26 protein-coding genes and 1 tRNA gene are annotated in these 25,949 nt (G+C 71.6%); 14 read left to right on the forward strand and 13 right to left on the reverse strand.

The window, feature by feature from the left end:
- The first annotated feature begins 15 nt into the window (after positions 1-15).
- On the forward strand, positions 16-1,248 hold the full coding sequence (locus tag ACFT41_RS20725) for an alpha/beta fold hydrolase (protein ID WP_377588020.1): 1,233 nt from the start codon (positions 16-18) through the stop codon (positions 1,246-1,248).
- 194 nt (positions 1,249-1,442) lie between these two features.
- Here ACFT41_RS20725 and ACFT41_RS20730 read toward each other — a convergent pair whose 3' ends face one another.
- The 3 genes from ACFT41_RS20730 to ACFT41_RS20740 are packed head-to-tail and all read right to left on the reverse strand — an operon-like array spanning position 1,443 to position 3,078.
- On the reverse strand, positions 1,443-1,691 hold the full coding sequence (locus ACFT41_RS20730) for a hypothetical protein (RefSeq protein WP_377588021.1): 249 nt from the start codon (positions 1,689-1,691) through the stop codon (positions 1,443-1,445).
- Between the two features lie 3 nt (positions 1,692-1,694).
- Positions 1,695-2,897, reverse strand: coding sequence for a helix-turn-helix domain-containing protein (locus tag ACFT41_RS20735; protein WP_377588022.1), 1,203 nt, complete (start codon positions 2,895-2,897; stop codon positions 1,695-1,697).
- Complete coding sequence (locus ACFT41_RS20740) at positions 2,884-3,078, reverse strand: hypothetical protein (RefSeq protein WP_377588023.1); 195 nt, start codon at positions 3,076-3,078, stop codon at positions 2,884-2,886. The genes ACFT41_RS20735 and ACFT41_RS20740 overlap by 14 nt, the downstream gene beginning before the upstream one ends.
- Before the next feature lie 205 nt (positions 3,079-3,283).
- Between ACFT41_RS20740 and ACFT41_RS20745 the strand changes: the two genes are divergently transcribed.
- The 3 genes from ACFT41_RS20745 to ACFT41_RS20755 all read left to right on the forward strand — a co-directional run bounded on the left by ACFT41_RS20745 (position 3,284) and on the right by ACFT41_RS20755 (position 6,572).
- Entirely contained in the window at positions 3,284-3,499 is a 216-nt protein-coding gene (locus ACFT41_RS20745) for a winged helix-turn-helix domain-containing protein (protein ID WP_254909802.1), read from the forward strand.
- Positions 3,500-3,575: 76 nt separating this feature from the next.
- Entirely contained in the window at positions 3,576-5,405 is a 1,830-nt protein-coding gene (locus ACFT41_RS20750; protein ID WP_377588024.1) for an ATP-dependent endonuclease, read from the forward strand.
- A 272-nt stretch (positions 5,406-5,677) separates the two neighbouring features.
- A protein-coding gene (locus tag ACFT41_RS20755; protein ID WP_377588025.1) for an IS5 family transposase occupies positions 5,678-6,572 on the forward strand; the annotation gives its coding sequence in 2 pieces (ribosomal slippage) (positions 5,678-6,250 and positions 6,252-6,572; 894 coding nt in all).
- A gap of 560 nt (positions 6,573-7,132) precedes the next feature.
- On the opposite strand, the gene ACFT41_RS20760 is transcribed toward ACFT41_RS20755, so the two are convergent.
- Positions 7,133-7,204: transfer RNA gene (locus ACFT41_RS20760), tRNA-Val, on the reverse strand.
- A gap of 50 nt (positions 7,205-7,254) precedes the next feature.
- Positions 7,255-7,809 (reverse strand): TIGR02611 family protein, encoded by a 555-nt coding sequence (locus ACFT41_RS20765; protein ID WP_377588041.1) that lies wholly within the window; start codon positions 7,807-7,809, stop codon positions 7,255-7,257.
- 296 nt (positions 7,810-8,105) lie between these two features.
- Here ACFT41_RS20765 and ACFT41_RS20770 point away from each other — a divergent pair, with 296 nt between their 5' ends.
- A complete protein-coding gene (locus tag ACFT41_RS20770; RefSeq protein ID WP_007075525.1) occupies positions 8,106-8,537 on the forward strand; it encodes an SsgA family sporulation/cell division regulator in 432 nt (143 codons plus the stop codon).
- Between the two features lie 82 nt (positions 8,538-8,619).
- Here ACFT41_RS20770 and ACFT41_RS20775 read toward each other — a convergent pair whose 3' ends face one another.
- Positions 8,620-9,396, reverse strand: a complete 777-nt coding sequence (locus tag ACFT41_RS20775) for a glucose 1-dehydrogenase (RefSeq protein WP_377588026.1) — start codon at positions 9,394-9,396, stop codon at positions 8,620-8,622.
- A gap of 152 nt (positions 9,397-9,548) precedes the next feature.
- On the opposite strand from ACFT41_RS20775, the gene ACFT41_RS20780 reads away from it, so the two are divergent.
- From ACFT41_RS20780 to ACFT41_RS20795, 4 genes are all read left to right on the forward strand, one after another.
- Positions 9,549-10,505, forward strand: coding sequence for a helix-turn-helix transcriptional regulator (locus ACFT41_RS20780; protein ID WP_377588027.1), 957 nt, complete (start codon positions 9,549-9,551; stop codon positions 10,503-10,505).
- 21 nt (positions 10,506-10,526) lie between these two features.
- A complete protein-coding gene (locus ACFT41_RS20785) occupies positions 10,527-10,982 on the forward strand; it encodes an RrF2 family transcriptional regulator (RefSeq protein ID WP_377588028.1) in 456 nt (151 codons plus the stop codon).
- 366 nt (positions 10,983-11,348) lie between these two features.
- Positions 11,349-11,477 carry a hypothetical protein gene (locus ACFT41_RS20790; RefSeq protein WP_377588029.1) on the forward strand — a complete coding sequence of 43 codons (129 nt, stop codon included), beginning with the start codon at positions 11,349-11,351 and terminating at the stop codon, positions 11,475-11,477.
- Between the two features lie 184 nt (positions 11,478-11,661).
- Positions 11,662-12,147 carry a potassium channel family protein gene (locus ACFT41_RS20795; protein ID WP_377588030.1) on the forward strand — a complete coding sequence of 162 codons (486 nt, stop codon included), beginning with the start codon at positions 11,662-11,664 and terminating at the stop codon, positions 12,145-12,147.
- Here the strand turns inward: ACFT41_RS20795 and ACFT41_RS20800 are convergent.
- The gene (locus ACFT41_RS20800; protein ID WP_377588031.1) at positions 12,113-13,045 is read right to left on the reverse strand and encodes a hypothetical protein; all 933 of its coding nucleotides are present in this window, start codon (positions 13,043-13,045) and stop codon (positions 12,113-12,115) included. The genes ACFT41_RS20795 and ACFT41_RS20800 overlap by 35 nt on opposite strands.
- 68 nt (positions 13,046-13,113) lie before the next feature.
- Positions 13,114-13,635, reverse strand: a complete 522-nt coding sequence (locus ACFT41_RS20805) for a VOC family protein (RefSeq protein ID WP_377588032.1) — start codon at positions 13,633-13,635, stop codon at positions 13,114-13,116.
- A gap of 49 nt (positions 13,636-13,684) precedes the next feature.
- Here ACFT41_RS20805 and ACFT41_RS20810 point away from each other — a divergent pair, with 49 nt between their 5' ends.
- Together ACFT41_RS20810 and ACFT41_RS20815 are read left to right on the forward strand one after the other, a co-directional pair.
- Positions 13,685-14,143, forward strand: a complete 459-nt coding sequence (locus ACFT41_RS20810; RefSeq protein WP_377588042.1) for a MarR family winged helix-turn-helix transcriptional regulator — start codon at positions 13,685-13,687, stop codon at positions 14,141-14,143.
- Positions 14,144-14,203: 60 nt separating this feature from the next.
- A complete protein-coding gene (locus ACFT41_RS20815) occupies positions 14,204-16,006 on the forward strand; it encodes a tetratricopeptide repeat protein (protein ID WP_377588033.1) in 1,803 nt (600 codons plus the stop codon).
- Between the two features lie 6 nt (positions 16,007-16,012).
- On the opposite strand, the gene ACFT41_RS20820 is transcribed toward ACFT41_RS20815, so the two are convergent.
- Positions 16,013-16,639, reverse strand: a complete 627-nt coding sequence (locus ACFT41_RS20820; protein ID WP_377588034.1) for an SGNH/GDSL hydrolase family protein — start codon at positions 16,637-16,639, stop codon at positions 16,013-16,015.
- 226 nt (positions 16,640-16,865) lie between these two features.
- On the opposite strand from ACFT41_RS20820, the gene ACFT41_RS20825 reads away from it, so the two are divergent.
- Positions 16,866-19,082, forward strand: coding sequence for a HelD family protein (locus tag ACFT41_RS20825; RefSeq protein WP_377588043.1), 2,217 nt, complete (start codon positions 16,866-16,868; stop codon positions 19,080-19,082).
- 142 nt (positions 19,083-19,224) lie between these two features.
- On the opposite strand, the gene ACFT41_RS20830 is transcribed toward ACFT41_RS20825, so the two are convergent.
- Positions 19,225-19,632 (reverse strand): hypothetical protein, encoded by a 408-nt coding sequence (locus ACFT41_RS20830; RefSeq protein WP_377588035.1) that lies wholly within the window; start codon positions 19,630-19,632, stop codon positions 19,225-19,227.
- A 264-nt stretch (positions 19,633-19,896) separates the two neighbouring features.
- Between ACFT41_RS20830 and ACFT41_RS20835 the strand changes: the two genes are divergently transcribed.
- Positions 19,897-20,292, forward strand: a complete 396-nt coding sequence (locus ACFT41_RS20835; protein WP_377588036.1) for a hypothetical protein — start codon at positions 19,897-19,899, stop codon at positions 20,290-20,292.
- Positions 20,293-20,362: 70 nt separating this feature from the next.
- On the opposite strand, the gene ACFT41_RS20840 is transcribed toward ACFT41_RS20835, so the two are convergent.
- The 3 genes from ACFT41_RS20840 to ACFT41_RS20850 form a co-directional block, all read right to left on the reverse strand.
- Positions 20,363-21,361, reverse strand: a complete 999-nt coding sequence (locus ACFT41_RS20840) for a sporulation protein (RefSeq protein ID WP_377588037.1) — start codon at positions 21,359-21,361, stop codon at positions 20,363-20,365.
- A 101-nt stretch (positions 21,362-21,462) separates the two neighbouring features.
- Complete coding sequence (locus tag ACFT41_RS20845; protein ID WP_377588038.1) at positions 21,463-22,236, reverse strand: DeoR/GlpR family DNA-binding transcription regulator; 774 nt, start codon at positions 22,234-22,236, stop codon at positions 21,463-21,465.
- Entirely contained in the window at positions 22,202-24,241 is a 2,040-nt protein-coding gene (locus ACFT41_RS20850) for a beta-galactosidase (protein WP_377588039.1), read from the reverse strand. The genes ACFT41_RS20845 and ACFT41_RS20850 overlap by 35 nt, the downstream gene beginning before the upstream one ends.
- 286 nt (positions 24,242-24,527) lie before the next feature.
- Here ACFT41_RS20850 and ACFT41_RS20855 point away from each other — a divergent pair, with 286 nt between their 5' ends.
- Positions 24,528-25,859 carry an ABC transporter substrate-binding protein gene (locus ACFT41_RS20855; protein WP_377588040.1) on the forward strand — a complete coding sequence of 444 codons (1,332 nt, stop codon included), beginning with the start codon at positions 24,528-24,530 and terminating at the stop codon, positions 25,857-25,859.
- The last annotated feature ends 90 nt before the right edge of the window (positions 25,860-25,949 follow it).

Below are 25,949 nucleotides of genomic sequence, written 5' to 3' on the forward strand. Positions count from 1 at the left end.
CAGTAGGCTACGTCGGTGACTGGTAAAGCGTTCCGCTTCGGTGCGTACGAACTGAGCGTTGCTGGTCATCAGCTGCGGCGGGACGGCGAGTCGATCCATGTGGAGCCGCGGGCGTTCGATCTGCTCTGCTACCTGGTGGCGCACCGGAATCGGGTGGTCTCGAAGAATGAGCTGCTCGACGAGGTGTGGGGGGACCGTTTCGTCAGTGAGGCCGCGCTCACCACGGCGTTGCGGACCGCACGTCTGGCGATCGGGGACACCGGCGAGCGTCAGCAGCTGATCCGCACCGCACACCGACGCGGCTACCAGTTCGTGGCCCCGACCACGGCTGTCGAGCCCGCTCCTGCGGAATCCCTGAGGCACGGTTCCGGCGTCGAGGCGGCAGCGGCGGGAGGACCGATCGGTGCGGGCCATCAGGTGATCCGGTTCTGTCAGGCCGAGGACGGCACCCGCATCGCCTACGCCACCGTCGGCACGGGCCCGCCACTGCTCAAGGCGGCGAACTGGATGACCCACCTCGACTTGGAGTGGACCACCCCGGTGTGGTCGCACTGGCTCAACGGCCTCGCTCGGGGCCGCCAACTGATCCGGTACGACGAGCGGGGATGCGGCCTGTCGGACTGGGAGGTGCCCAGCTTCACGTTCGACGACTGGGTCGACGACCTGGAAACCATGGTCGACGCCGTCGGACTCGACCGGTTCGACCTGCTCGGTGTCTCGCAAGGCGGCGCGGTGGCGGTGGCGTACGCCGCGCGTCGGCCAGAACGGGTCCGCCGGTTGATCCTCGCCGGGGCATACGCCCGGGGTCGTCAGATCCGGGCCGGCGACGACGCCGAGCGTGACGCGGCCGCTGTCGACCTCGATCTGGCCCGGGTGGGGTGGAGCAATCAGGACCCTCGATTTCTGCAGGTCTTCGCCTCCCAGTTCCTGCCCGACGGCACCCCGCAGGACTGGGATGAATTCACCGCTTTCCAGCGGCGGACAACATCCCCGGCCAATGGCGTCCGATTCTTGGAAGAGTTCGCTTTGATCGATGTGTCCGACATCGCCCATCGGGTGGAGTGCCCGACGCTGATCCTGCACTCCCGTGACGACGCGCGTGTCCCGGCCGCACAGGCCAGCGAATTGGCCGCCCTTATTCCGGACAGCCGGCTGGTTCTGCTCGACAGCCGCAATCACCTACTCACCGCCACCGAACCGGCCTGGGCCGAGTTCCTGTCCCACATCGACGCGTTCCTGGCCGAGTGACCCACCCCCGGTGTCGTGTCGCCGAGCGGCCGGCAGACGGCCGCACCCGAGCCGACGGCTACTGTGTCTTCGGGGCGATCATCAGCTACCGGTGAACGCCGGGGCCATGGTCGGTGCCCACCGGCTGGCGGAAGGTGCGCGCCGGCCTGCCGAGGAGGTCGGCCACGGTGGACGTGCGCGCCCATGCTGGTGGATCATCCACCGTCATCGGCCTGGGGCGGGGCGTCCCGGTCGAGTTCGGTGGGCTGGGCTGCCGCGCTCCACAGGTGCACTTCGGTGGCTGCGCGCAGGACGTCGCGGGCGGCGGTGGCCACCGGGCAGCCTGCTGTCCGACAGGTCGGGCAGCGTCCGTCGGGGCCGGGTTGGTGCTCGCGCAGGGCCCAGCGGGCGGTGAGGATCAGCCGGTTGCGGATCTGCGCCAGGGACAGGAACGGTGCGGTCACGGTTCAGGTCACCCCGAGGACGGCGGCGAGCTGGACGATCGTGGCCGGGGCGTGTGGGTCGCGGGCGACCTGGGCGACGATGTCGCGGGCGGCGGGGCGCTGGCGTACCTCCGCCGGTGCGGTGCGGTCGGCCTCGATCAACGCGCGGGCGGCGTTGGTGGGGTCGTCGGCGTGCAGGTAGGCGCGGGCGGCGTCGAGCAGGTGCGCGCCCCGATGTTCGGCGGGCAGCCACCGCCAGCCGTCGCGCGCGATGGTCTTCTCGTGCCAGGCGACCGCGTCGTGGGCGTGGCCCAGGTCGAGGGCGGCAGCGGCACGGGCCAGGTCCACGGCGGTCGGCCCGAACGCGGTCCGGTGGTGGTCGTGGCCGTCGCCGACGCGGGCGGCCATCGCGGCAGCCTCGTCGAGCAGGTCGGCGACCGTGCGATCGTCGCCGTGTCGGGCGGCGGCCAGGGCCGCCTGCACCAGCAGCGTCCCGCACAGCGACAACTCCGCCGGTGACGCGTCGTCGGGGTCGGGCGGGGCGATCCGGTACGCGGCGGCCAGCGCCGTCGACAACGCCGCCCGCACCCGCCCCGAGGCGCGCAACACCTGGCCGAGCTGTACGGTGGCGGCGGCTACCCGGATCGGGTCGCCGGTCGCGGTGAGCATCGCCCGGTCGGCGGCCAGCCAGGCAAGCTCGGCCTCGCCCAGCTTCACCAGCAGCGACGCGGTGAGCCGATACGCCTCCACCAACGTCGCCCGCCCCTGCCCGGGATCGTCGGCGTGGGCGCGCTGCGCGCCGGCCAGCAGCTCCGGCAGCAGCTCGGCCACCCGCGGATACCGGGCGTACTGGAAGGTCATCCAGGCATGCGCGACATCCCGCGCCACCCGGTCCGCCGGCAACCCCGGGCGGCAGACCACCGGGCGTCCCACCGCGATGTCGTACGTCGACAGCGCCTCCCGGATCCGCTCCACGCCCTCGACCCGCCCGGTCACGTCGGCGGGCCGGGCGTCGCGGCCGAGCAGCACCGCCGCCTCGATCCGCAGCACGGCGGCGATCTCGTGGAGGATGGAGACCCTGTCGAGGGAGCGGACGCCCCGCTCGACCTTGTCCACCCAGCTCTTCGACTTGCCCAGCCGATCGGCGAACACCTGCTGCGACAACCTCCGCCGCCCCCGCCAGTACGCCACCCGGCGGCCGACCGGCAGCGACTCAAGGCTGTCCACGACGCCACCGCCGGTCGGGTACGGCCTTGGTGGTCTCCTCGGCCGGTATCCGTTCGGCCTCGGCCTGCGCGAGAAGCCGTTGCTTGGCAGCTTCGTGCTCGGCCGCCTGGATCTGCTCACCCCGACTCTGCGCCGGTTCGCGCTGCGCGCCGTTCAACTGCTCCTCCTTGGGGGTGCTCATCGGGTCCAGCCGAGGAATCGTTGGTACAGGTGGCCGGAGGCGTGGATGCCCGGTCGCGGGGCTGCGCCGGACATCCACGCCAGCGAGGACGGCCCACAGCGCCAACCGGGGGAAACGACCTCCTCCGCAACCTCCCATAGGTACCGTTGGGTAGTCAAGGGCTGGCGTAGGTGCTCTACTCGTGTTGCCAACCGAGGGGAACACAGTGCCACCGCGTTACCGCTACGAGCAGATTGCCGACGACCTCGCCGAACGCATCGCGACCGGCGAGTTCCCGCCGGGCGCCAAGCTGCCCAGCCGGCGAGAGTTGATCGAGCACTACGGCGTCACGGAGCCCGTGATCGACCGAGCCATGCAGGTGCTGCGGATCAAGGGGATGACCGAGACACTGCCGGGCGTGGGCGTCTTCGTCGCGGAGTAGGCCCGCCGGGACTTCCGGCCCACGACGGCCATCACCCGGAGGAGTGATGATCAAATTGATCATCCATCATGAGTAGATGACCAGCGAGCAGGTTACGCCATCCGAAATTACAAAGATCACCAAGGCGACCCTCACAAGCGGTGAAGCTATTTCTATTGCAGAGGGGTTGACCGTTCTAGTCGGCCCAAACAATGCTGGAAAGAGTCAACTCTTACGAGAAATTCAGCAACGATTGAGTGGAAGCGCCAACTCGGCCAACTATCACCCAAAGGTCATCTCGGCACTCGATTTTGAGAAACGGTGCTCACCGGAGCAACTCATAGTATGGATGAAAGGTAATTACAGATTCCTACGCTCCGGAGGACACCTCCCTGGCGCATTCCCAGAGGAGCGCTTCCCACTTCCCAAGCAAGATAGCGCCCTCTCGGCAACTCAGATCAAACAGATCTGGGGCGAAACCTATCCACACATGCACCAAGTCGCCGACTTTCTGATGGCATACATGCCTGCTGGAAGCCAGGCCAACACCGCTGGATCGACCGGCACGTACCACGTTGGGCGAGAGGTTCCCTCAAACCCCGTCCAGAAACTCTTCTCAGATAGAAGCATGGAACAAAAGGTTAGCGACGAAATGCGGCGAGTTTTCGGCGAGGAACTAGTCGTACATCGGTACGCTGGAAGTCGAATTAGCCTCCATATCGGCAAAGTTAGCTCTCAGGAAACCACAATGCCGGCATCAGAAGAGTATCTGAGAGAAATCGAAGCCCTACCCTTGCTTGAGGAGCAAGGTGACGGCGTGCGTTCATTCATGGGAGTGGTGCTAGCGCTCACTACTGCCAGCTACCCGATCGTACTAATCGACGAACCAGAAACCTTTCTCCATCCACCACAGGCATACATGCTAGGACAGTTTCTTGCGCGGCAGCATGACAATGGAACCCAGGTTGTTGTAGCAACGCACAGCGATGACGTCCTTCGCGGAATTGTTTCCATTAAAGGCAACGAAGCAGCCGTAACGGTTGTGCGCCTGACCCGCTCCCGCCAGGGAAATCATGCAGCTCAGGTGCACGTCCAGGACGTGCAGAAACTCTACGAGGACCCATTGATAAAGTACTACGGCATCCTCGACGGGCTCTTCTTCCACGGCGTCATATTATGCGAAGCAGACTCCGACTGCACTTACTATCGAGCCGTTCTTGAGTCCACTGTCGATTCACTAGACGGAGGCCACCCGGCTACAGCTCTGAGCTTGCACTTCGCCCATTCCGGGGGAAAGTCCAGGATGCCCCATGCAGTGCGCGCCCTTCGGGCATCCAAGGTTCCTGTCGCCTGCGCAGTCGACATTGATTTCTTGCAAATGACCCGAGACTTCGACGAATTGGTGAAGGCTTGCGGCGGCGATCCGACTACGCTCGAACGGCACCGGAGGGTCGTAACATCCGCCATCGATGCGCGCGCGGAGAAGGTAGACAAGACTATCGCAAAAGTTAAGATTGAGCAGGTTTTCGAAGCAAGAAGAGATAGCACCTTGACCTCGGGCGACATCAATCGCATCAAGGGAGCCCTTGCGCCTCAAAGCGGCTGGAAGATTTTCAAGGCTGCCGCAGACACCATTCTGCGCGGCGATGCCGCTACCGCCTACCAGGAGCTGAATGCCGCCTTGAGGAAACTAGGAATCTTCCTTGTCCCCGTAGGGGAGTTAGAAGGTTTCCACAAGTCTATACCCGCAGAAAACAAGGGAGCATGGCTGAGAGAGGCACTGGGAAGCTTCGCTTACAAAAGCTCACCTGAAGCCACCTCATACGTAAAGAGCATGGCTAACTTTATCTGGAATAATCAAGATCAAGCAGCAAACATTAGAGGGCATCTTGTAGGCGAGAAGGACAGCACCCAAACGGACCAGTAGAGCAATGTCCATGCCGGACACCTTAGGCAAACCGGGGCCTGACTAGTTGATCTTTCCCAAGCTGGTCTGCAGCTCAGGGCGGGTACGGTGGGCCGCCGAAGTGCCACGGTGCCTGGCCAATCCTTGTACGGCGCAGCGCTAGGGCCTGTGTCGAAGTCGGTGTCAGGGCTTGAGGTGTTGGGTGAGGGTCGTGGCGTGTTGGTGTTCGAGCTGTAGCGAGGTCTCCGGTTTCTGGTTCAGCGACGAAGCAGAACCCGAACACCGGAGACCTCGTGGCCACTGTAGCGGTGACGAGGCGGCATGACCTGACCGACGCACAGTGGGTGGCGCTGGAGCCGTTGCTGCCTGTGGGGCGTAGGCCGGGTCGGCCGTCGAGATGGACGAAACGGCAGCTCATTGATGGGATTCGGTGGCGGATACGGGTCGGTGCCCCGTGGCGGGACGTCCCGGAGTGCTACGGGTCCTGGGCTGCTGTGTACGCGTTGTTTCGGCGTTGGCAGCGTGACGAGACCTGGGCGAAGATCCTGACCGCCTTGCAGGCCCTGGCTGACGGGGTCGGACGCGTCGTGTGGGATGTGTCGGTGGACTCGACGGTCGCCCGAGCGCACCAGCACGCCGCTGGGGCGCGTAGGAAGGGGGATCTGAGGGCCGAGCCGCCGGGCGGTGTCACGGTGGAGCCGGCCGATCACACGCTCGGGCGGTCGCGGGGTGGTTTGACCACGAAGGTGCACTTGGCGTGTGAGCAGGGGCAGAAGCCGTTGTCGATCGTGTTGACCGCTGGGCAGCGCGGGGACAGCCCGCAGTTCGTTGCGGTGCTTGACGGGATCCGGGTGCCCCGTCTCGGTGGGGGGGCGGCCCCGGACCCGCCCGGACCGGGTCCTGGCTGACAAGGCGTACACGTCGAGGGCTAACCGCCGCTACCTGCGTCGACGTGGGATCGCCGCGACGATTCCGTCGAAGGCTGACCAGGACGCGAACCGGCGTAGGAAGCAGTCGAAGGGCGGCCGGCCGCCGGCCTTCGACCCGCAGCGGTACAAGCAGCGCCATGCCGTGGAGTGCGGCATCAACCGACTCAAACGCCACCGTGCCGTAGCGACCCGCTTCGACAAACTCGCCGTCCGCTACGAAGCCACCGTGCACATCGCCGCCATCAACGAATGGCTGTGACCGACTTCGACACAGGCCCTAGGGCTCAAGCTACCATCCTGTTCGCCGTCGGCCCGCCCTCCTGGAGAGCGGGCCGCCCGCCCGGCCCGCCAAATCAAGACGGCCTTGACGGCTCGTACGGACGCTGGCGGGTCGGGCGGTGGTCTGCTTGGCTCGCCAGCGACGACGGCTGGCGGGATGGCATCCATCGCCACCACCCACGGACCGCGAACCGCCGAGGGATCCGGCGTCCGATCCTCTACGCCGCGCGGGCTCGTGGCCGCGCGGCCCGGCCGGCTGCTGGCCCCACAGGCAAGGGCCTGTCGTCATCCGGCAACCCACCGGGCTTTCCGCCCTCCGCGCCAGCCGTCGGCCGTGTTGCGTGACCGGAGTCGGAGCGCCAGCGCGGCGACGGACACGCGCCCTGATGGCAGCACGGGCCGACAGCGTCAGCCACCTACGTTCGCCTACGCGCGCACTCAAGCTCGTGACTCATGGATGACTCATGATCTCCACGAAGGACAGCAGTAAGGCCAGGTCCGATGTCTCGGATCCTGGCCTTGACCTCGCCGTATTCAGTGTGGGCGATACTGGGATCGAACCAGTGACCTCTTCGGTGTGAACGAAGCGCTCTCCCGCTGAGCTAATCGCCCTCAGCGACGATGACTCTACCTGATCGAGGGACCGGACCGCGAATCCGGGGTCAGTGCGTCGCGAGGTAGTGCAGCGCCCCGGCCACCACGTCGATGCCGAGGCTGTACTTGAGCGACAGCCAGACCACCGTGGCGACGAAGACGAGGCCCACGGACCCGAGGACGAGGCGCACGGGCAGTGACCGGCTGGTGGCCCACCTGGTCCAGGCGTGCACGTGCCGGCGGGTGAAGGCGAGCAGCCGGCGGGCCCAGTGGAACTCGACGGCCCAGACGCCCAGCCCGGCGATGACGAGCAGCCAGCCGGGGCCGGGCAGCGGGATGAGCGCGATGCCGACGGTGACGACGATCGCACCGGCGACGGAGATGAATATCTTGAGGGCCACCCGGCCGGTGGGGTTGGCGCGGATCAGGTCGAGGGTGGTGCCGATCCGTTGCCGCAGGCGCCCGCCGCGCCGTTCGGCGACGGCCGTTCCGCCTCCGGTCGCCGCGTCGCCGGGACCTCCCCGGCCGCGCCGGCCATGCTGCTGCTTCGGCACTGCGTACCCCCGCCTTTCGGCTGCCCGGGCCCCATTCTGCGGGTTTCCGGACCGGGCCGTGACATCCACTGAGGATCGGTTCGTGGTCATTTCGTCCCCCAGTGTCGCTGCGGCCCGTCACTCCATCGGACCACTGGACGTTACCGGAGTAAGTCGACGTCTGAACCAACCCCGACGCCAGGCGGGATCAAGCATTGGGCAAAACCGGATATCGTACAAGAATTTTCACATTCTAGCGGCGTTTCCGACCCTCTTCCCACCACAGGGTGAAGTCAGCGTATGGCGGAGCGTAGCCAGAGGTAGCACCTGAGTATGGGGAAAGCGGGACACGCGCGTTCCGCAGCGGTGCCGGGGGGAGAACGTCCATGAGTGTCATCCGACCGACGACCGTAGAGGTCGAGACGTCGCTAAGGCTCGTCGCGCCTGACGCCACCGCCTTGCCGGTGCGTGCCAGCCTGCGTTACGACCCTGCTGACCCGTATGCGGTCCATGTCCTGTTCCATGCCGAATCGGCCGGCGGCGAGGCGGTGAGCTGGTCGTTCGCCCGCGAGCTGCTGGTCACCGGCCTCGACGAGCCGGCCGGCATCGGCGACGTGCGGGTCTGGCCGTGGGCCACCCCGCGCGGGGACTTCGTCGCGCTGGCGCTGTCGTCCCCGGACGGCAACGCCCTGTTCGAGGTGCCGCGCAGCGTCCTGGTGCGCTTCCTGCGGCGCACCTACGTCGTCGTCCCGCGCGGCCGGGAGGCCGACCACCTGGACGTCGACACGGCGGTGACCCGGCTGCTCGCCGGTCGCTGACCACGCCACACCCGGGGCCGCGCGGATCTGCCGAGTCCGCGCCGCCCCGGGCCGTCACCACCATCGGGTACGCGCTGCGCGTTCAGCCGTGCGTCGTGATCCCGCCGTCGACGGGGATCACCGCGCCGGTCAGGTACGCCCCGGCTCGCGACGACAGGTAGATGGCCGCGCCGGCCATGTCGTCGGGGCGTCCGATCCGCCCCAGCGGGATCTGCTTCTCGATGGCCGACCGCGCCTCCGGGTCGTCCAGCGCGAACGCCATCATCTTGCTCTCGAACGGCCCGGGGGCGATCGCGTTCACGGTGATGTGTTCGCCGGCGAGCTGGTGGGCGAGGCTGCGGGTGAGCATGTGCACGGCCGCCTTCGTCGCCGAGTACGCGTAGACCTCCAGCCACGGCACCCGGATCCCGTCGATCGAGCCGATGTTGATCACGCGGGCCGGGTCGTCGGCGTCGGCCGCCGCCCGCAGGGCGGGCAGCAGGGCGGTGGTGAGCCGGAAGACGGCCTTGACGTTGACGGCCCACAGCTTGTCGAAGGCGCTCTCCGGGTACGCCTCCAGCGGCGCGCCCCAGGTCGCCCCCGCATTGTTGACCAGCACGTCGAGCCGGTCCACCCGCTCGCGCACGGCGGCGGCCAGGCCGAGCGCACCCTCGTCGTGGCCGAGGTCGGCGGGGATCGCCGCGCAGCGGCCCTCGGCGGAGAGCTCCTTCGCGACGGCCTCGCACACATCCGCCTTGCGGGACGAGATGATCACGTGCGCGCCGGCCCGTACGAAGCCCCGGGCGATCATCAGGCCGATCCCCCGCGATCCGCCCGTGACCAGGACCGTCTTGCCTTCGACCGAGAACAGATCCGTCATGCCGTCCCCTCGCTGTTCGGCGGGTCGCCGGTGGCCCGCCGGACCCGGGCAACTACTGATCGGTAACGTAGTCCTCCGGCCGCACCCCGACAAGCCACCGGGCGGTCCTGCTGGGATGCGACCGTCCCGCGCGCGGGATACCGTCGCAGGCGATGGTCCCCTCCGGTCAGCTTTCCCCGGCACCCCGCACCGACGCTCCCCCGCCCCGGCCCGACGACATCACCACGCTCACCCTCGGCGGCCTCGGCGGCCTCGCCGACGGCACCGACGGCACCGACTGGCGACGCCCGGTCCTGCTCGACGCGGATCTGGTCGTCCTCGTCACCGGCGGCCACGGCACCGCCGAGCTGGACTTTCGGCCGCTGCCCTGCCGCCCCGGCACGCTGCTACGGGTCCGCCCCGGTCAGGCGCTGCGGTGCGAGGGCACCCGGCTCGGTGCCGTGGTGGTCCGCTGGTCGGCCACGGCCCTGCGGGGCCTCGACGTCGAGGCCGCCGACGACGTGCCCGCCCACCGGCAGCTCGCCGGCGAGGACGCCGACGCGGTGCTCAACGAGGTGACCCAGCTGGTGGTGGACTGCCGGCGGCACCCGGACGTGCCCGCAGCCCGCGCGCTGCTGCGCCACCAGCTCGCCGTGCTGCTGCTGCGGCTCGCGCTGCTGCCACCGACTCCGGCGGACTCTGACGCGGCCGGGGTCGGAGCCGGAGTCGCGGCCGGGGTCGGAGTCGGAGTCGGAGTCGAGCGGCGCGCCGAGAGCGCCACGTTCCGCCGGCTCCGCCACGAGGTCGAGCGCGGCTACCAGCACACCCGGCGGGTGGAGGACTATGCGGCCCGGATCGGCTGCTCGGTGCGTACCCTCACCCGGGCCTGCCTGGCGGTGACCGGGCGCAGCGCGAAACAGGTGATCGACGACCGGGTGGCGCTGGAGGCCAGCCGGCTGCTCGCCGCCACCGACGAGCCGATCGCCCGGATCGGCCGCCGGCTCGGGTTCCCGGAGCCGACGAACTTCGGCCGGTTCTTCACCCGCGAGATGGGTCTGAGCCCCGGCGCGTTCCGGTCGTCGCGGGGCGGGCCACCCGGCAACGGCCGCCCACCGGCCCAACGGGGATGACAGGGCGGGCATGATGAGTGGGTGCAGATCTCCGCGCGCGGCGACTACGCGGTACGGGCGGCCCTGAGCCTGGCCACCGCGTACCCTTCCCTGCTGTCGACCCAGGCCATCGCGACGGAGCAGGACATGCCCCGCAAGTTCCTGGAGGCGGTCCTGGCCGACCTGCGCCGGGCCGGGCTGGTCCGGGCCCAGCGGGGTGCCGAGGGCGGCTACACGCTGGCCCGGCCGCCGAAGGAGATCACCATAGGGGCGATCCTGCGCGCGGTCGACGGCCCCCTGGCCGGGGTGCGGGGCATGCGCCCCGAGGAGACCACCTACGACGGGGCGGCGGAGAACCTGCCCCGGCTCTGGGTGGCCGTGCGGGCGGCGGTACGGCAGGTGGTCGACGAGGTGAACCTCGCGGAGATGGCCAGCGGGCGGCTGCCGGGCCACGTCCGGCGGCTGATCGCCCGCCCCGATGCCTGGGAGCCCCGCTGACCCCGACGCCGGGGCCCCGCTGACCCCGCCGGGGTCACCCGGGGCGGGCTTCCGCAGGGCGTCCTCCGCCGGGTCGACCTACCCTTCTGCGTCTCCTAGCGAGCTGCCCCGTTTGTGCTACCGGCGCAGGCGGGGACGCGGAGACGCGGGGACGGGAGCGTAGACGGGGCAGCTCGCTAGCAAGGGGCCGAAGGGCATGTCCCGGCGGGGCGGAGCCGACGGCATCGGCCAGGCGGTCGCGACCGGGCCCCGGCGCAGGGCAGGCTCCGGTGAGCAACACCGATGCCGGGCCCCCGCGACATTGCCGCGGCCCTGCGATGGCGTCCAGTGCGGACGGAGGCGGGTTCCCGAATCGACGCTTCGGGCATGTTCGGGTTCGACACGGCAGGGAACGGTCACGAAGGGAGCCCCGCGATGGGCCTGATGTTCCGCAAGCGCAAGAAGTACGGCCCGATCATCCTGAACTTCACCATCTACAGCCGGCTCGGCATCTGATCCGAGCGGGAGTGCGCGGGTCCCGGGCGTGACGCCCGAAGGGCGGGCCGGGTTGGCCGAATCCCCGCCCTGGCCCGGGAAGGCGGCGGAGAATCGCCGCATGACGGGGGACAGGTCGCCGGGACGGACAGGGGACGGGTCGCCGGGACGGACGGGGGACGGGTCGCCGAGCCGCCAACGCCGGGTGTCGACGCTGGCGTGCCTGTTGCTGCTCGGGGCGTACTTCGTGGTGCCGGTCGAGCAGGACCCGAACGGGCTGCGGCTCGCGGCGCGCAGCGCCGCGACGGTCGCGCTGGTGGTCGCCGTGGCGTGGCTGGTCACCCGCCTGGTCCACCGGCAGCTCGCCGTGGCCGACGACCCCGAGCAGGTGCAGATCCGCTCACTCCTGCAACTCACGGTCGCCCTCGTCGCGGGCCTGCTCGCGTTCGCCCTCGCCGACTTGGTGATCGCCCGCAGTGCCCCGGGCGAGTTCGTCAACCTGACCACCCGGATCGACGCGCTCTATTTCACGCTGGCCACCCTCACCACCGTCGGCTACGGCGACGTGCACGCGCAGGGTCAGTTCGCCCGGGTCGCGGTCTGCCTCCAGATGGTCTTCAGCATCGGCGTGGTCGCCACGGGGGTGTCCATCGTGGTCAAGCAGTTGATCCGCCAGTCCCGGGGGCGCTGATCAGCACGTCCCCACCGAGCCGGCCGTGCTCCGGGTCGCGGGCCACCGCGCCCGTGTCGAGCAGGTCGCCCAGCGCCCGGTTCGCGTCCGCCGCCCGGTAGAGGGTCGAGGTGAGGGCGTGCCGGCGCAGCTCGGTCACCGTACGGGGGCCGTGGCGGGCGAGCTCGGCGAGGAGTTCCCGGCGCAGCGGGCCCGGGTCCGCCTCCGGCGCGACGTCGAGGGCCCGCCCCTGCGGATCGGCCGGGTCGCGGTAGCGGACGCCGGTGGCCCCGACCGCCCAGAGGGCGTCCTTGAATGCCTGGAGGCTCCGGTCCGACCCGGTCGCGAACGCCAGCCGCAGCCCCTCGGTCTCCCCGGGGCCCGCCTGCCACAGGCCCGCCTCCCCCGGCGCGGCGAGCAGGTCGACCTCGGCCACCAGCGGGAAACCGGCCGCGTCCAGCGCCGGCCGCAGGGGCGCGTCGAGCGCGGTGGCCAGCAGCAGGTCGGCCGGGCGGCCGGACCGGGCGGCGGTCAGTAGCGCCGGTGTCGGGGCCGCGCCGTGGGCCAGGGTCAGCAGCGGCGCGCCGGCCGCGCCCGCCGCCTTCAGGGCCACGGGCAGCCGCGCCGGGTCGCCGGGCACCACGTGCACGGCCACCTCGGCGGGCAGCGTCGCCTCGGCCGCGCCGAGGCGGGCCGGGAGGGTCTCGTCGCCCTCGGCGAGCACCAGGACGGTCAGCCGGAACCCGCGGAGCCGGTCGGCGAACTCCCCCACCACGCGCAGCGCGGCGTCCGCGCCGCCGGCGTCGGTCCCGGCGTACGCCAGAGCGAGGGTGGCCCGCCGCGAACGGTGCAGCGCTGCGGGCAACCAGGCGTCGAGCTGTCGGACGAGCAGCTCGCGGAGGACGGCGTCGGTCGGCATCCTGTCGTTCTACCGCACCGCCCACCGCGCGGGCACGGCGCTCCCCGCCCGGGCTCGCCCCGCGGCGGTCACGCCGGGACGGAGATGCCCACGCCGCCCCGGGTCTGCCCGCCGTAGCGCTGCCGCTCGCGGTCGAGGTCGAGGCGACCGATCCGCTTGCGGGCGGTGAGCGCGGCGTCGTCGAGGCGGTCGGCCGGGACCAGCCAGACGATCTCGAACTCCAGCCCGTCCGGGTCCTTGCCGTAGAGGCTCTTCGTGGTGCCGTGGTCGGAGCTGCCGGCCAGCGCGCCGGTGGCGGCCAGCCGCTGGGCGGTGACGGCGAGCTCGTCGAGGGTGTCGACCTCCCAGGCCAGGTGGTAGAGGCCGACGGTGGCCCGGCCGGCGGTGGAGCGCCCGGCGCCCCGGCCGATCTCGAACAGGCCGAGGTCGTGGTCGTTGGTGGAGCCGGCGGCTTGGAGGAAGGCGGCGCCCCGGAACCCGTCGGGGGTCATCGGGATGACCCGGAAGCCGAGGACGTCGCGGTAGAAGGCGACGCTGCGCTCCAGGTCGCTGACGTAGAGGACGGCGTGGTTGAGGCGGTGGATTCCCATGACCCCACGGTAGCGCGATTTAGTTGAGCGTTCAACAATGGCCGCTATGATGGCGGTCATGACCCGCTGGCTGAACCCCGACGAACAGCGCACCTGGCGGGCGTACCTGGCCGCCTCGCGGGCGCTGATGGAGAAGCTCGACCGCGAGCTGCAACGCGACGCCGGGATGCCGCACGCCTACTACGAGATCCTGGTCCGGCTCTCCGAGGCCCCCGAGCGGCGGCTGCGGATGAGCGACCTGGCCGACGCGACCGGCTCCTCGCGCAGCCGGCTGTCGCACGCCGCCGCCCGGCTGGAGGCATCCGGCTGGATCCGGCGGGAGGACTGCCCGACCGACCGACGCGGGCAGGTCGCCGTGCTCACCGACGCCGGGTTCGCCGTGCTGGCCGCCGCCGCGCCCGGCCACGTCGAGGGGGTACGCCGGCACCTCTTCGACGCGCTCAGCCCCGCCCAGGTCGACCAGCTGCGCCGCATCAGCGAGACGATGGTGGACCACCTGACCGGATGATGACCGAATCGCGATCGTCGGGGGGTTGTACTTATTGTCGCGGTGCGGCCACGATGGGGCGTGTCCCCCGCCTTCGGTGAATTGACCGGCCAGGCGCACCAGCTGGTGTCCGCCGGCGACCTGGCCGGCGCGCAACAGCTGCTCTCCGACGCGCTGAGCGACGCCGACCCCCGCCCCGACCATGCCTCGCCCGAGCTGGCCGAGGCCGCCGGCCTCCAGGCCCGCGTGCTGGTCGCACTCGGCGAGCCGCACTCCGCGCGCGGCTGGGCCGCCTTCGCGTACGCGGCGGCGACCCGGCTGCACGGCCGCTCCGACCCGCGCACCGTGGCAACGGCGGCGACCCTCGCGGCGGTGCTGCACCGGGTCGGCAGCTATGCCCGCGCCGCCCGGCTCTACTCCGACGTCATCATCGAGCTGACCGCGTCCGACGGGCCCGAGTCGCTGCGGGTGCTGGCCGCGCACGCCGACCTCGCCACCGTGGAATACGCGCGGGGTCAGTGCGAGGTGGCCCGCGAGCGCCTCCAGGACGCCTGGGAGCTGCACCGCGAGGTATACGGCGACGGGCACCCCAGCGGCATCAAGATGCTGGCGCGGCTCGGGTCGATGCAGCGCGACTGCGGAGAGTTCGCCGAGTCCCACGACACCCTGACCCTGGCCCGGGAGCTGTGCCGACAGCACCTCGCCGCCGAGGACCCCCTCGCCGGGCAGGTGACGGCCCTGGCCCGGGCCGCCGCCAACCCCGGCCACGTCTGCGGCCGCACGCCCTCCGTCGAGCGGGAGACGCCGGCCGTCGAGCCCCAGGCGCCCGTCGCGCCCACGGTGCCGGCGGCCCGGGTGGCGACGCCCGCCGAGGGGCCCCCGACGTACGAGCGGGCGTGGCCCCCGCAGGAGGAGCCCCGCCCGGTCACGTGGCCCTCCTACGAGGAGCCCCACCCGGCCGACGATGCCCCGGCGTACCGGTCGGCCTGGCCGGCGGAGGACGAGCCCGCCCCGCCCGTGGTGCCCTCCCCACGGCTCCCCCCGGACGACGACCGGTGGTCGGGCGGGGAAGCCGGGCCCTGGGCCGACGACGACCCGTGGATCCGGCAGTACGCCGCCCGCCCCGACCCGGCGTACGCCGAGCCGGGGCCGGTCCAGGCCGATCCGGCGCCGGCCCAGGCCGAACGGGACGACCGGTGGCCGCGCGAGACGGCCCGGCCGGCGGAGGGCCCGGTGCCGCCGGCGGTGCTCGGCCTCACCGGCGCGGGCGCCGACGCCCCGGCCGGGGTGCGGGCCCTGAGCCCACCCCCGCCCCCGCAGGACCGCTCCCGGCTGCTGCCGGTGCTGGTCCCCCGCCCGCCCGCGCCACCGCCGCGCCGGCTCACCCCGCTCGTGGTGCTCGCCGGGGTGACCGTGGTGGTGCTGGGCACGGCGGCGGTGGTCGCCGGCGTCGCCCGGGTCGGCGGCACGGAGCCGGCGCCCGGCCCGTCGCCCTCGGCGACCGCCCCGCCGGGCCCCGGCCCGTCCGGCGCGGGGCCCTCGGGCGGTTCCCCCGGCGCGAAGCCGTCCGGCGGCCGGTCGGCCAGCCCACGGGCCGCCGCCTCCCCCGGCAGCCCGCCGGACGGGGTGAGCCTGCGGGACAACCGGGACAACATCGCCCTGCGCTGGACGTACCCGGCCGGGGCCAGCGGGCCCGTCGTGCTCGCCGGTGCACCGTCCGGGCGGCAGCCGAACGCGTTCGAGACGCTGCCGGCGGGCACCACGAGCTTCCTGGTGCACGGGCTGGACCGCACCAGCGACTACTGCTTCACGGTCGCGGTGGTGTGGTCGGCGGACACGGTCGGCCGCAGCCGCCAGGTCTGCACCCGCAGGGCCGGGCGATAGCGGGGATCAGGCGCCGAGGGCGTTCAGGAAGGCGTCGGCGATCACCGCGTGGCCCGGCAGTCCCGGGTGGACCCGGTCGTCGGCCCAGCGGCTCGACGGGCTGTGCGCCAGCACCCGGTCGAAGGCCGCCTGGGTGGCCACGTGCACCGCGTCGAAGTCCCTGGCGGCGGCGGCCACCACCGCCGCGTACCGGTCGGTCTCAGCGCGCTGCGGCTCGTCCACGTCCGCCTCGATGAGGAACGGGTCGGCCAGCACCAGCCGGCAGCCGGTGGCCGCCACGGCCCGGCGCAGCAGGGCGCGCAGGGTGCGCTCGTATTCGTCGATCGGCACGGCCTCGGCCTCCTGGCCGGGGCTGAACGCGCGCCAGATGTCGTTGATGCCGATCATCACCGAGAGCCAGTCGGGGCGCTCGGCGACGGCGTCGGCGTCCCAGCGGGCGGCGAGGTCGCGCACGGTGTCGCCGCCGACGCCCCGGTTGACCCAGGTCAGCCCGAGCTCCGGGTGCCGGGCGTCGACGAACGCGCGGACGAGGCTCGCGTAGCCGTCGCCGAAGGGGGCGGCGCTGTCGCGCCGGCCGCAGTCGGTGATGCTGTCCCCGATGAACACGACCCGTTGACCGGCACCCAGCAGCATGCGTGCGACTCCGTCCCGACCCGTGGCGCGGCCCACCCCGATCGCTTGGCCGGAGGGGTCGCCGCGCGGTATCTTTGACAATTCAGGCACAAAAAAGGAACGGCGCGCGAAATGCCGTTCCTGACGCAATTCTAATTATTAGGGAGAAGGCTTGTCAAGGCACTCCGCGGGTCCCGACGAGCTGCGCCACGACGACGAGATCGGCCACGAGCAGGAGTACGTCTGGATGCTCTACGGCCGGCTGGACGGCCTGCGGGAACAGTCCGCCCGGCGGCTCGCCGAACAGCTCCGCGCCACCGGCGGCACCCAGCAGGCCCGGTCCCAGCGCGACAGCGCCGTGAAGATGTACGCCGAGCAGGTCGAGCAGTTCTCCGCCGTGGAGAACGGGCTGTGCTTCGGCCGGCTGGACACCGACGACGACGCCCGCCACTACATCGGCCGGATCGGGATCTTCGACACCGGCGGCGACTACGACCCGCTGCTGATGGACTGGCGGGCCCCCGCCGCCCGCGCCTTCTACCTGGCCACCGCCGCCAACCCGCAGGGCGTACGGCGGCGCCGGCACCTGCGCACCCGGCAGCGGAAGGTGGTCGCCCTCAACGACGAGGTGCTCGACCTGGCCACCGCCTCCCCCACCGCCCACGAGGAGCTGACCGGCGAGGCGTCCCTGCTCGCCGCGCTCAACGCCGGCCGCACCGGCCGGATGCGCGACATCGTGGAGACCATCCAGGCCGAGCAGGACCGGATCATCCGCGCCGACCTGCCCGGGACCCTGGTCGTGCAGGGCGGCCCCGGCACCGGCAAGACGGCTGTCGCGCTGCACCGGGCGGCGTACCTGCTCTACACCCACCGGCGGGAGCTGGCCACCCGGGGCGTGCTGCTGGTCGGCCCGAACGAGACGTTCCTGCGCTACATCTCCCAGGTGCTGCCGGCGCTGGCCGAGACGGGCGTGCTGCTGCGTACCCCCGGCGACCTGTTCCCCGGCGTCAGCGCCCGGCGGGCGGAGCCGGCGCGGACGGCGGCGCTCAAGGGCCGGGCGGAGATGGCGCAGGTGCTGGCCGCGGCCGTGCGGGACCGGCAGTGGGTGCCCGACGAGCCGCTGGAGATCGAGGTCGAGCGGGAGGTGCTACCGCTGGCCCCGGAGACCGTCCGCGCGGCCCGGGACCGGGCCCGCCACTCCGGCCGGCCGCACAACCTGGCCCGGGCGGTCTTCGACGTCGAGGTCGTGCACGCCCTCGCCGCCCAGGTCGCCGACCGCATCGGCGCGGACCCGCTCGGCGGGGACAACCTGCTCGACGAGGCCGACGTCGCGGAGATCCGCCGGGAACTGCGCGAGGAGCCCGGGGTACGGGCCGCCCTGGACCAGCTCTGGCCGGTGCTCACCCCGCAGCGCCTGCTCGCCGACCTGTACGCCGACCCGGGCCGCATCGCCGCCGTCACGCCCGACTGGACCGACGCCGAGCGGGCGTCGCTGCGCCGCGAGCCGGGCGGCTGGGCTCCGGCCGACGTGCCGCTGCTGGACGAGGCCGCCGAACTGCTCGGCGAGGACGACCGGGCCGCCGAAGCCCGCCGGGAACGCATCCGCGCCCTGCAACGCGAGTACGCCGAGGGCGTGCTGGAGATCGCCCGGGGTTCCCGGTCGATCGACGTGGAGGACGAAGCGGAGGGCGGCGAGATCCTCGGGGTGACCGACCTGCTGGACGCCGACCGGCTGCTGGAACGGCAGCAGTCCGACGACGGGCTGACCACCGCCCAGCGGGCCGCCGCCGACCGGAACTGGGCGTTCGGGCACGTGATCGTCGACGAGGCGCAGGAGCTGTCGCCGATGGCCTGGCGGCTGCTGATGCGCCGCTGCCCCAGCCGGTCCATGACGATCGTCGGGGACGTGGCGCAGACCGGCGCGCTCTCCGGCACCCCGTCGTGGGCCGAGGCGCTGGAGCCGTACGTGGCGCAGCGGTGGCGGCTGGAGGAGCTGACCGTCAGCTACCGCACCCCCGCCGAGATCATGTCGGTGGCGGCCGGGGTGCTGGCCGAGATCGACCCGCACCTGCGCCCGCCCCGCTCGGTGCGGGAGAGCGGGGTGCCGCCGTGGGACCGCGTGGTCGCCGAGGACCGGCTGACCGACGAGCTGGCCGACGTCGCGGTCACCGAGGCGGCGGGCCTGGCCGACGGGCGGCTCGGGGTCATCGTGCCCGCCGGGCGCGTCGACGCGCTGGGGACGGCCCTGGTCGCGGCGCTGCCCGAGGCGGCCGTCGGCGACCACCCGGAGCTGGAGAGCCGGGTGGTGCTGCTGACGGTGGCCCAGGCCAAGGGGCTGGAGTTCGACACCGTCCTGGTGGTCGACCCGGACAGGATCGTCGCCGAGTCGCCGCGCGGGCACAGCGACCTCTACGTCGCGCTCACCCGCGCCACCCAGCGCCTGGGCGTCCTCCGCCCCACCTGACCCAGGCCCACCCGATTCCCCGACCCCACCCGATTCCCCGGCCCGCCCGGGCCTTGGCCCCGCCCGGATCTTGGACAGTTGCTGTCTACAGCGGACGGTAACTGTCCAAGATTGGCGTGGTCGAGGCGCTTTCGGCGCGGCGTCACTCCTCGGTGAAGTTGCCGACCTGGCTGGCGCTGCTGGACTGGTCGCTGGTCGCGCCGCCGGCCGGGGTGCTCAGCCCGCCCGTGGTGGCGTCGCCGGTGGTGGTCGGGGCGACCTTCCCCGGGTGCCGCTCCGGCTGCCGGGCCAGCCGACGGGTGCTCGCCGGCCCGGCCGTGCCGCCGGTCGTCGTGATCGCGCCCTGGCCTCGGGTGGGGCCCCCGTCGCGCAGCACCGCCGGGTCGATCCGGACGTGCGCCGGGTCGTCCGGATCCTCGTCCTGGATGACCCGCTGCACGTCGGTCTGCGGCACGGTGACCTCGTCGAGGGCCCCCTCGCCGTAGACGCCGCTGGCGATCCGTTCCTCGCTCTTGCGGGCGGACTCCCGCATCGTGTCGTCCTCACGCACGTCCATCACCTCGCAGAAGTGTCGGAATCTCCCTGCGTGCCCCACCAGCGGGCGACCAAACACGCCCCGACCACGGGGCGGCCGGACGCGCCCCGACGGCGCGGGTGACCGTGCTGCTATTCGGGGCCCGGCGGGTGTTACCTCGGCGGGCCGCCGGGTAGTCGGGGGGTGCCCCCGCCACGAACGTGAACCGTGCCGTGGCCGAAACGCGGTAGCGGGGCGAGGGAGCGCAGTAGGGACTCATCGCATCCTGAGGAGGACAAGATGAGCACGCAGGCTGCATCCACCAGGCCGATGAACCGCACGCAGGAAGCCCCGAACCGGGCGATGAACGACGTGCCGAACCGCGCGATGCAGGAGGCACCCACCCGGCCGATGCCGATGATGCACGACGGGCACCGGGAGCCGATGATGGCGCCGGGCACGGAGACCAAGCCGTCGTTCGCGACGACGGAGTTCTGGGTCTACGTCGCCTCGGTGATCGGCGTGCTGGCCGCGTCGTACCTGGTCGGCAAGAACTCGGTCGGCGTGGACATCTTCCGCGCGCCGCAGGCCTGGTTCTTCATCACGCTGCTGACCATCGGTTACCTCGGTAGCCGGGGCCTGGCCAAGGCCGGCAGCAACTTCCGCAGCGGCGCGGAGCGCAAGGCCCGGCACTGACGCCGGACCAGCTCCGAGCAGCACGGTGGCCCTCCGGGATTCCCGGGGGGCCACCGTCGCACGTGCGGTTCTACTCCTCGCCGAAGCCCCAGTCCTCGGCGAAGTCACCCTCGACGGCGTCCTCGATCATCTCGCCGGCGACCATCCCGCCGACCGCGCCGAGCGCCGCCCCGGCGACGATCCCGCCCATCCCGGGGCCCCGGCCGTGACCGTGGCCGTGACCGTGCTGCATCGGGTAGCCGTGCTGCGGCGGGTAGCCCTGCGGGGCCCCGAAGCCCTGGGCGCGCAGGCCGCCGTAGCGGGACGTCGTCTCCCGCAGCCAGCCGTCGACCACCTGCGCCCAGTCGACCCGGTCGGCGTCGGCGTGCGAGACGGCGTAGCGGCCGAAGACGTCGTGGCCGGCGCTGAGGAAGCCGCCCCGCTTGTCGCACTCCAGGATCACGTCGATGCCCTGCTGGCTGGTGACGAACGTCAACTCGACCTCGTTGATGGCCTGCGCGTACTGCGGCGCGGCGAAGAACTCGATCTCCTGGTAGAACGGCAGCGTCTGGCGTACGCCATGGATGTGGCCGCGCTCCAGGTCGGCGCCCTTGAAGCGGAAGCCGAGCCGGGCGAACGCCTCCAGGATGCGCTCCTGCACCGGCAACGGGTGCACCGCGACCTGGTCGAGGTCGCTCTTGTCGACGGCCCGGGCCACCGCCACCTCGGTGCGCAGGCCCATGGTCATGCCGTGCAGGCGCTGACCGTACACGTCGGTGATCGGCGTCTCCCACGGCACCGGGAGCTGGAACGGGATCGACAGCTGCTGCTTCGGGGCGAGCTCGAAGGCGCCGCTGACCGGCATCCGGTGGAACTCCATGATGCCCGCGTACTCGCTGTCGCCGCCCTCGATCTCGACCCGGGTGACCAGGCCGACGGCGATCTGTTCGATGGCGGCCGGCGCTTCCCCGCCGACCAGGTTGACCTGGCCGTCGAGGGCCAGGCCGGGCCGGGTGTTCGGGTTCGCCAGGACGGTGTCCACCGTCGGACCGCCCACCCCGAACGCGCTCAACATCTTCTTGAAGACCATCGCCACTCCCGCAGGTGCGCGCTCCACCCTGGAGCGTCGCAGCTCACCCGACCGACCCTAGCCGGCACCCCTGTGAGATGCCTGGGAACACGCCGCGCGCCTCACACCTGCACCACCAGCAGGTCGCCCACCTGCTCGGCGAGCTGGGCGCGGGCGGCCGGGTCGAGCCCCGCGTCGGTGATCAGCACGTCCGCGTCGGCCAGCGGCGCGATGGTGGCGATGCCGATCGTCTCCCACTTGGTGTGGTCGGCCAGCACCACCAGCCGCCGGGCGGCGTGCACGAGCCGCCGGTTGATGCCGGCCTCCAGCAGGTTGGGGGTGGTGAAGCCGGTGCGGGGGCTCATCCCGTGCACGCCGAGGAAGAGCACGTCGACGTTGAGCGTGCTGACCGCGGCCTCGGCCACCGGCCCGGTCAGCGCGTCCGACGGGGTGCGGATGCCGCCGGTGAGCACGACCGTGCGGTCGGCGCGCGGGTCCTCGTAGAGCGCGTCGGCGACGGGGATCGAGTTGGTCACCACGGTCAGCCCACGCACGTCGGCGAGCAGGGTCGCCAGGGCTGCCGTGGTGGTGCCGGCGGACAACGCGATGGCCATGCCGGGCTCGACCAGGGTGGCGGCCCGCTCGGCGATGGCCCGCTTCTCGTCGCGCTGGCGGATCGACTTGGCGGCGAAGCCGGGCTCCTCGGCCGAGCTGGGCCCGGCCAGGGTCGCCCCGCCGTGCACCTTGTCGACCAGGCCCCGCTCGGCAAGCACCTCCAGGTCCCGGCGGATGGTCATGTCGGAGACGCCGAAGCGGCTCACCAGGTGGCTGACCCGCACCCCGCCGCGCTGCCGGATCAGCTCAAGGATGGCGCTCTGCCGTTGCTGGGCGAGCATCGAACCCCTCCTCCCGGACCACGGCCACCTCGCCCGGGGCGACCACCAGCTCCCCGGTGCAGCGGGCGCCGGCGAGCAGCTCGGTGCCGGCGGCGGCGATGCGGGCCGGCCGGTCGGTGTGGTTGACGACGAACAGCCAGCTCCGCCCGTCGCCCCGGCGGCGCACCACCTCCACCCCGGGCGGGGCGTCGGCGGCCGGCCGGACCCCGGCCTCGGCCAGCAGGCGGGCCACCAGGCGGTCGGTGGCGGCGTCGTCCAGCCGGGTGCCCGCATACCAGGCCGCGCCCGCGCCCACCGGGTGCCGGGTCAGCGCCGGGACCCCGGGCAGCGGCCCGTCGGCGTACGAGGCGACGACCTCCGCACCGGCCGGGTGCAGCCACTCGGTCCACACGTCGGCGGCGGAGCCGTCGTCGAGGGTGACCCGCTCGCCCTCGCGCAGCGGGAAGAACTCCTCGGTACGGATGCCGAGCAGCTCCCGGAACGCGCCGGGGTAGCCGCCGAGGCGGATGTGGTCGTGCTCGTCGACGATGCCACTGAAGTACGTCACCAGGGCGGTGCCGCCGGCGGAGACGTACCGGTGCAGGGCCTCGGCGTCGGCGTCGCGGACCAGGTAGAGCGTCGGCGCCAGGACGAGGCGGTAGCGGGACAGGTCGGTCGACGGGTGCACCACGTCGGCGGTGACGCCGGCCCGCCACAGCGCGCCGTACAGGGCGGTGAGCCGATCGGTGTAGGTGACGTCGACGCTGGGGTGGGAGTCCAGCTCGACACCCCACCACGCCTCGTAGTCGAACAGGATCGCCACGTCGGCGTCGACCCGGCTGCCGCGTACCTCGGCGAGTGCCTTGAGGTCGGCGCCGAGCCGGCAGACCTCGCGGAAGACCTTGGTGTCCGCCCCGGCGTGCGGGACGAGCGCCGAATGGTACTTCTCCGCCCCGGCGCGGGACGCCCGCCACTGGAAGAACAGCACCCCGTCGGCGCCCCGGGCCACATGGGCGAGGCTGTTGCGGCGCAGCTGCCCGGGGGCCTTCGCCACGTTGCGGGGCTGCCAGTTCACGGCGCTGGTGGAGTGCTCCATGAGCAGCCACGGCGCGCCCCCGGCGACGCCCCGGGTGTGGTCGGCCGCCAGGGCCAGCCCGACGTGCGACTGCGGGTCGGCGGCGGTGAGGTAGTGGTCGTTGGCGACCAGGTCCACGTCGGCGGCCCAGGAGTGGTAGTCCATGTGCTTGGTGCCCATGCCGATCATGAAGTTGGTGGTGACCGGCTGGCCGACCAGCCGCTTGAGCAGCTCGCGCTCGGCGCGCAGCTGGGCCCGCTGCTCGTCGGAGGAGAAACGCAGGAAGTCGAGCTGCTGGGTGGGGTTGGCGAAGGCCGGTGCGGTGCGCGGGGGGTTGATCTCGGCCCAGTCGCCGTACCGCTGGCTCCAGAAGGTGGTGCCCCAGGCGTCGTTGAGGGCGGCTAGGTCGCCGTAGCGCTCGCGCAGCCAGCCCCGGAACGCCGCCGCGCTGACGTCGCAGTAGCAGTGCACGTTGTGGCAGCCCAGCTCGTTGGAGACGTGCCACATCACCACGGCGGGGTGGTCGGCGTACCGGGTGGCGACGGCCTCGACGAGGGCGAGCGAGCGCTCGCGGAACACCGGCGAGCTGGGGCAGTATGCCTGCCGGCCGCCCGGCCAGAGGATGGTGCCGTCGGCGCGCCGGGGCAGCGTCTCGGGGTGGGCGTGGGCCAGCCACGGCGGCGGGCTGGCGGTGGCGGTGGCGAGGTCGACCTGGATCCCCCCGGCGTGCAGCGTGTCGAGGGCGCGGTCGAGCCAGTCGAAGTCGTACCGGCCGGGGGCCGGCTCCAGCAGGGCCCAGGAGAAGATGCCGGCGGAGACCAGGTTGACCCCGGCGCGGCGCATGAGCTCCACGTCCTCGGCCCAGGTCTGCTCGGGCCACTGCTCGGGGTTGTAGTCGGCGCCGTAGAAGATGCCGTCGCCCTGCCAGCCGCTGTCCTGTCGATCCCGCATGAGGGCACAGCGTGCCCGGCATCCCCAAACCAAGTCAACACTTTTCAACATCGGACTTCTTTACAACGTTTACCTCATCGATCCCCTTGTCACGGCCCGGTTTCGATCGACAGATCGGCTCTTGACAGCGCCGGGCGGACGAGTAGCTTGAGGCGCCTATGGCCGTTCGTGTTCGCTGATGTGGGTTCACGGTGGATCCGCTGTGGCATTCCCGAACGCCCTACCGCCTCACCACCCCCACCCCTCCCCCGGGTGCCGCACACCTTCTTCGTTCGCAGGAGGCACCATGTCCCGTCCCCGTAACCAGGCCGAGTACCTCGCCCGGCTCGTACCCCCCTCTGTCGCCGGCCTGCGCCGGCGCTCGCTGCTGGCCGGCGCGGCCGGCACGGGCGCCCTGCTCGGCACCGGCCTGCTCGCCGGCTGCGGCTCGGACTCCGGGTCCAGCAGCACGGAGTCGAAGACGGTGTCGCTCGGCTCGAACCAGTCCGACCCCAACCCCAAGGACGTGATCGCCAAGGTCATGGCCGGGTTCCAGACCGCCTCCGGCATCCAGGTCGCGATCAACACGGTCGACCACAACACGTTCCAGGAGAACATCAACAACTACCTGCAGGGCAAGCCGGACGACGTCTACACCTGGTTCGCCGGCTACCGCATGCGGTTCTTCGCGGCGAAGGGCCTGGCCGGCGACATCAGCGACGTGTGGGGCAAGCTCTCCGGCTACTCCGACGCGTTCAAGAAGGCGTCGACCGGCGACGACGGCAAGCAGTACTTCGTGCCGGCGTCGTACTACCCGTGGGCGGTGTTCTACCGCAAGTCGGTCTGGCAGCAGCACGGGTACCAGGTGCCGAAGACCCTGGACGAGCTGAACGCCCTCGGCGCGCAGATGAAGAAGGACGGCCTCAGCCCGATCGCCTTCGGCGACAAGGACGGCTGGCCGGCGATGGGCACCTTCGACATCCTCAACCTGCGGATCAACGGCTACCAGTTCCACGTCGACCTGATGGCCGGCAAGGAGGCCTGGACCTCCGACAAGGTGAAGAAGGTCTTCGACACCTGGGCCGGCCTGCTGCCGCTGCACCAGCCCGACAGCCTCGGCCGGACCTGGCAGGAGGCGGCCCAGTCGTTGCAGCAGAAGAAGTCCGGCATGTATCTTCTCGGCCTCTTCGTCGCCCAGCAGTTCGCCGACAACGAGCAGGACGACCTGGACTTCTTCACCTTCCCGGAGATCGACCCGGCGATCGGTGCGAAGGCCCTGGACGCGCCGATCGACGGCTACATGATGGCCCGCAAGCCGAAGTCCGAGGCCAACGCCAAGAAGCTGCTGGAGTATCTCGGCTCGAAGGACGCGGCCGACGTCACCGTCAAGAACGACCCGAGCACCCTGGTCGCCAACGGCGGTGCCGACACCGGCGGCTACACCGCGCTGCAGAAGAAGGCCGCCGAGCTGGTCGGCTCGGCCACCGAGATCGCCCAGTTCCTCGACCGGGACACCCGGCCCGACTTCGCCTCCACGGTGATGATCCCTGCCCTCCAGCAGTTCATCAAGGACCCGAAGGACATCAGCGGGCTGCTCACCAGCATCGAGAACCAGAAGAAGTCGATCTTCACCGACTGACGACGGCGAGAGGCGAGGACACGTGTCCGACCTGCCCCTGATCCAAGCGGATCCCGCCGTGTCGTCGCCGGCCGCGACCACCCGCAAGGG

The sequence above is a fragment of the Micromonospora sp. NPDC057141 genome (assembly GCF_042670805.1).
Lineage (GTDB): Bacteria > Actinomycetota > Actinomycetes > Mycobacteriales > Micromonosporaceae > Micromonospora.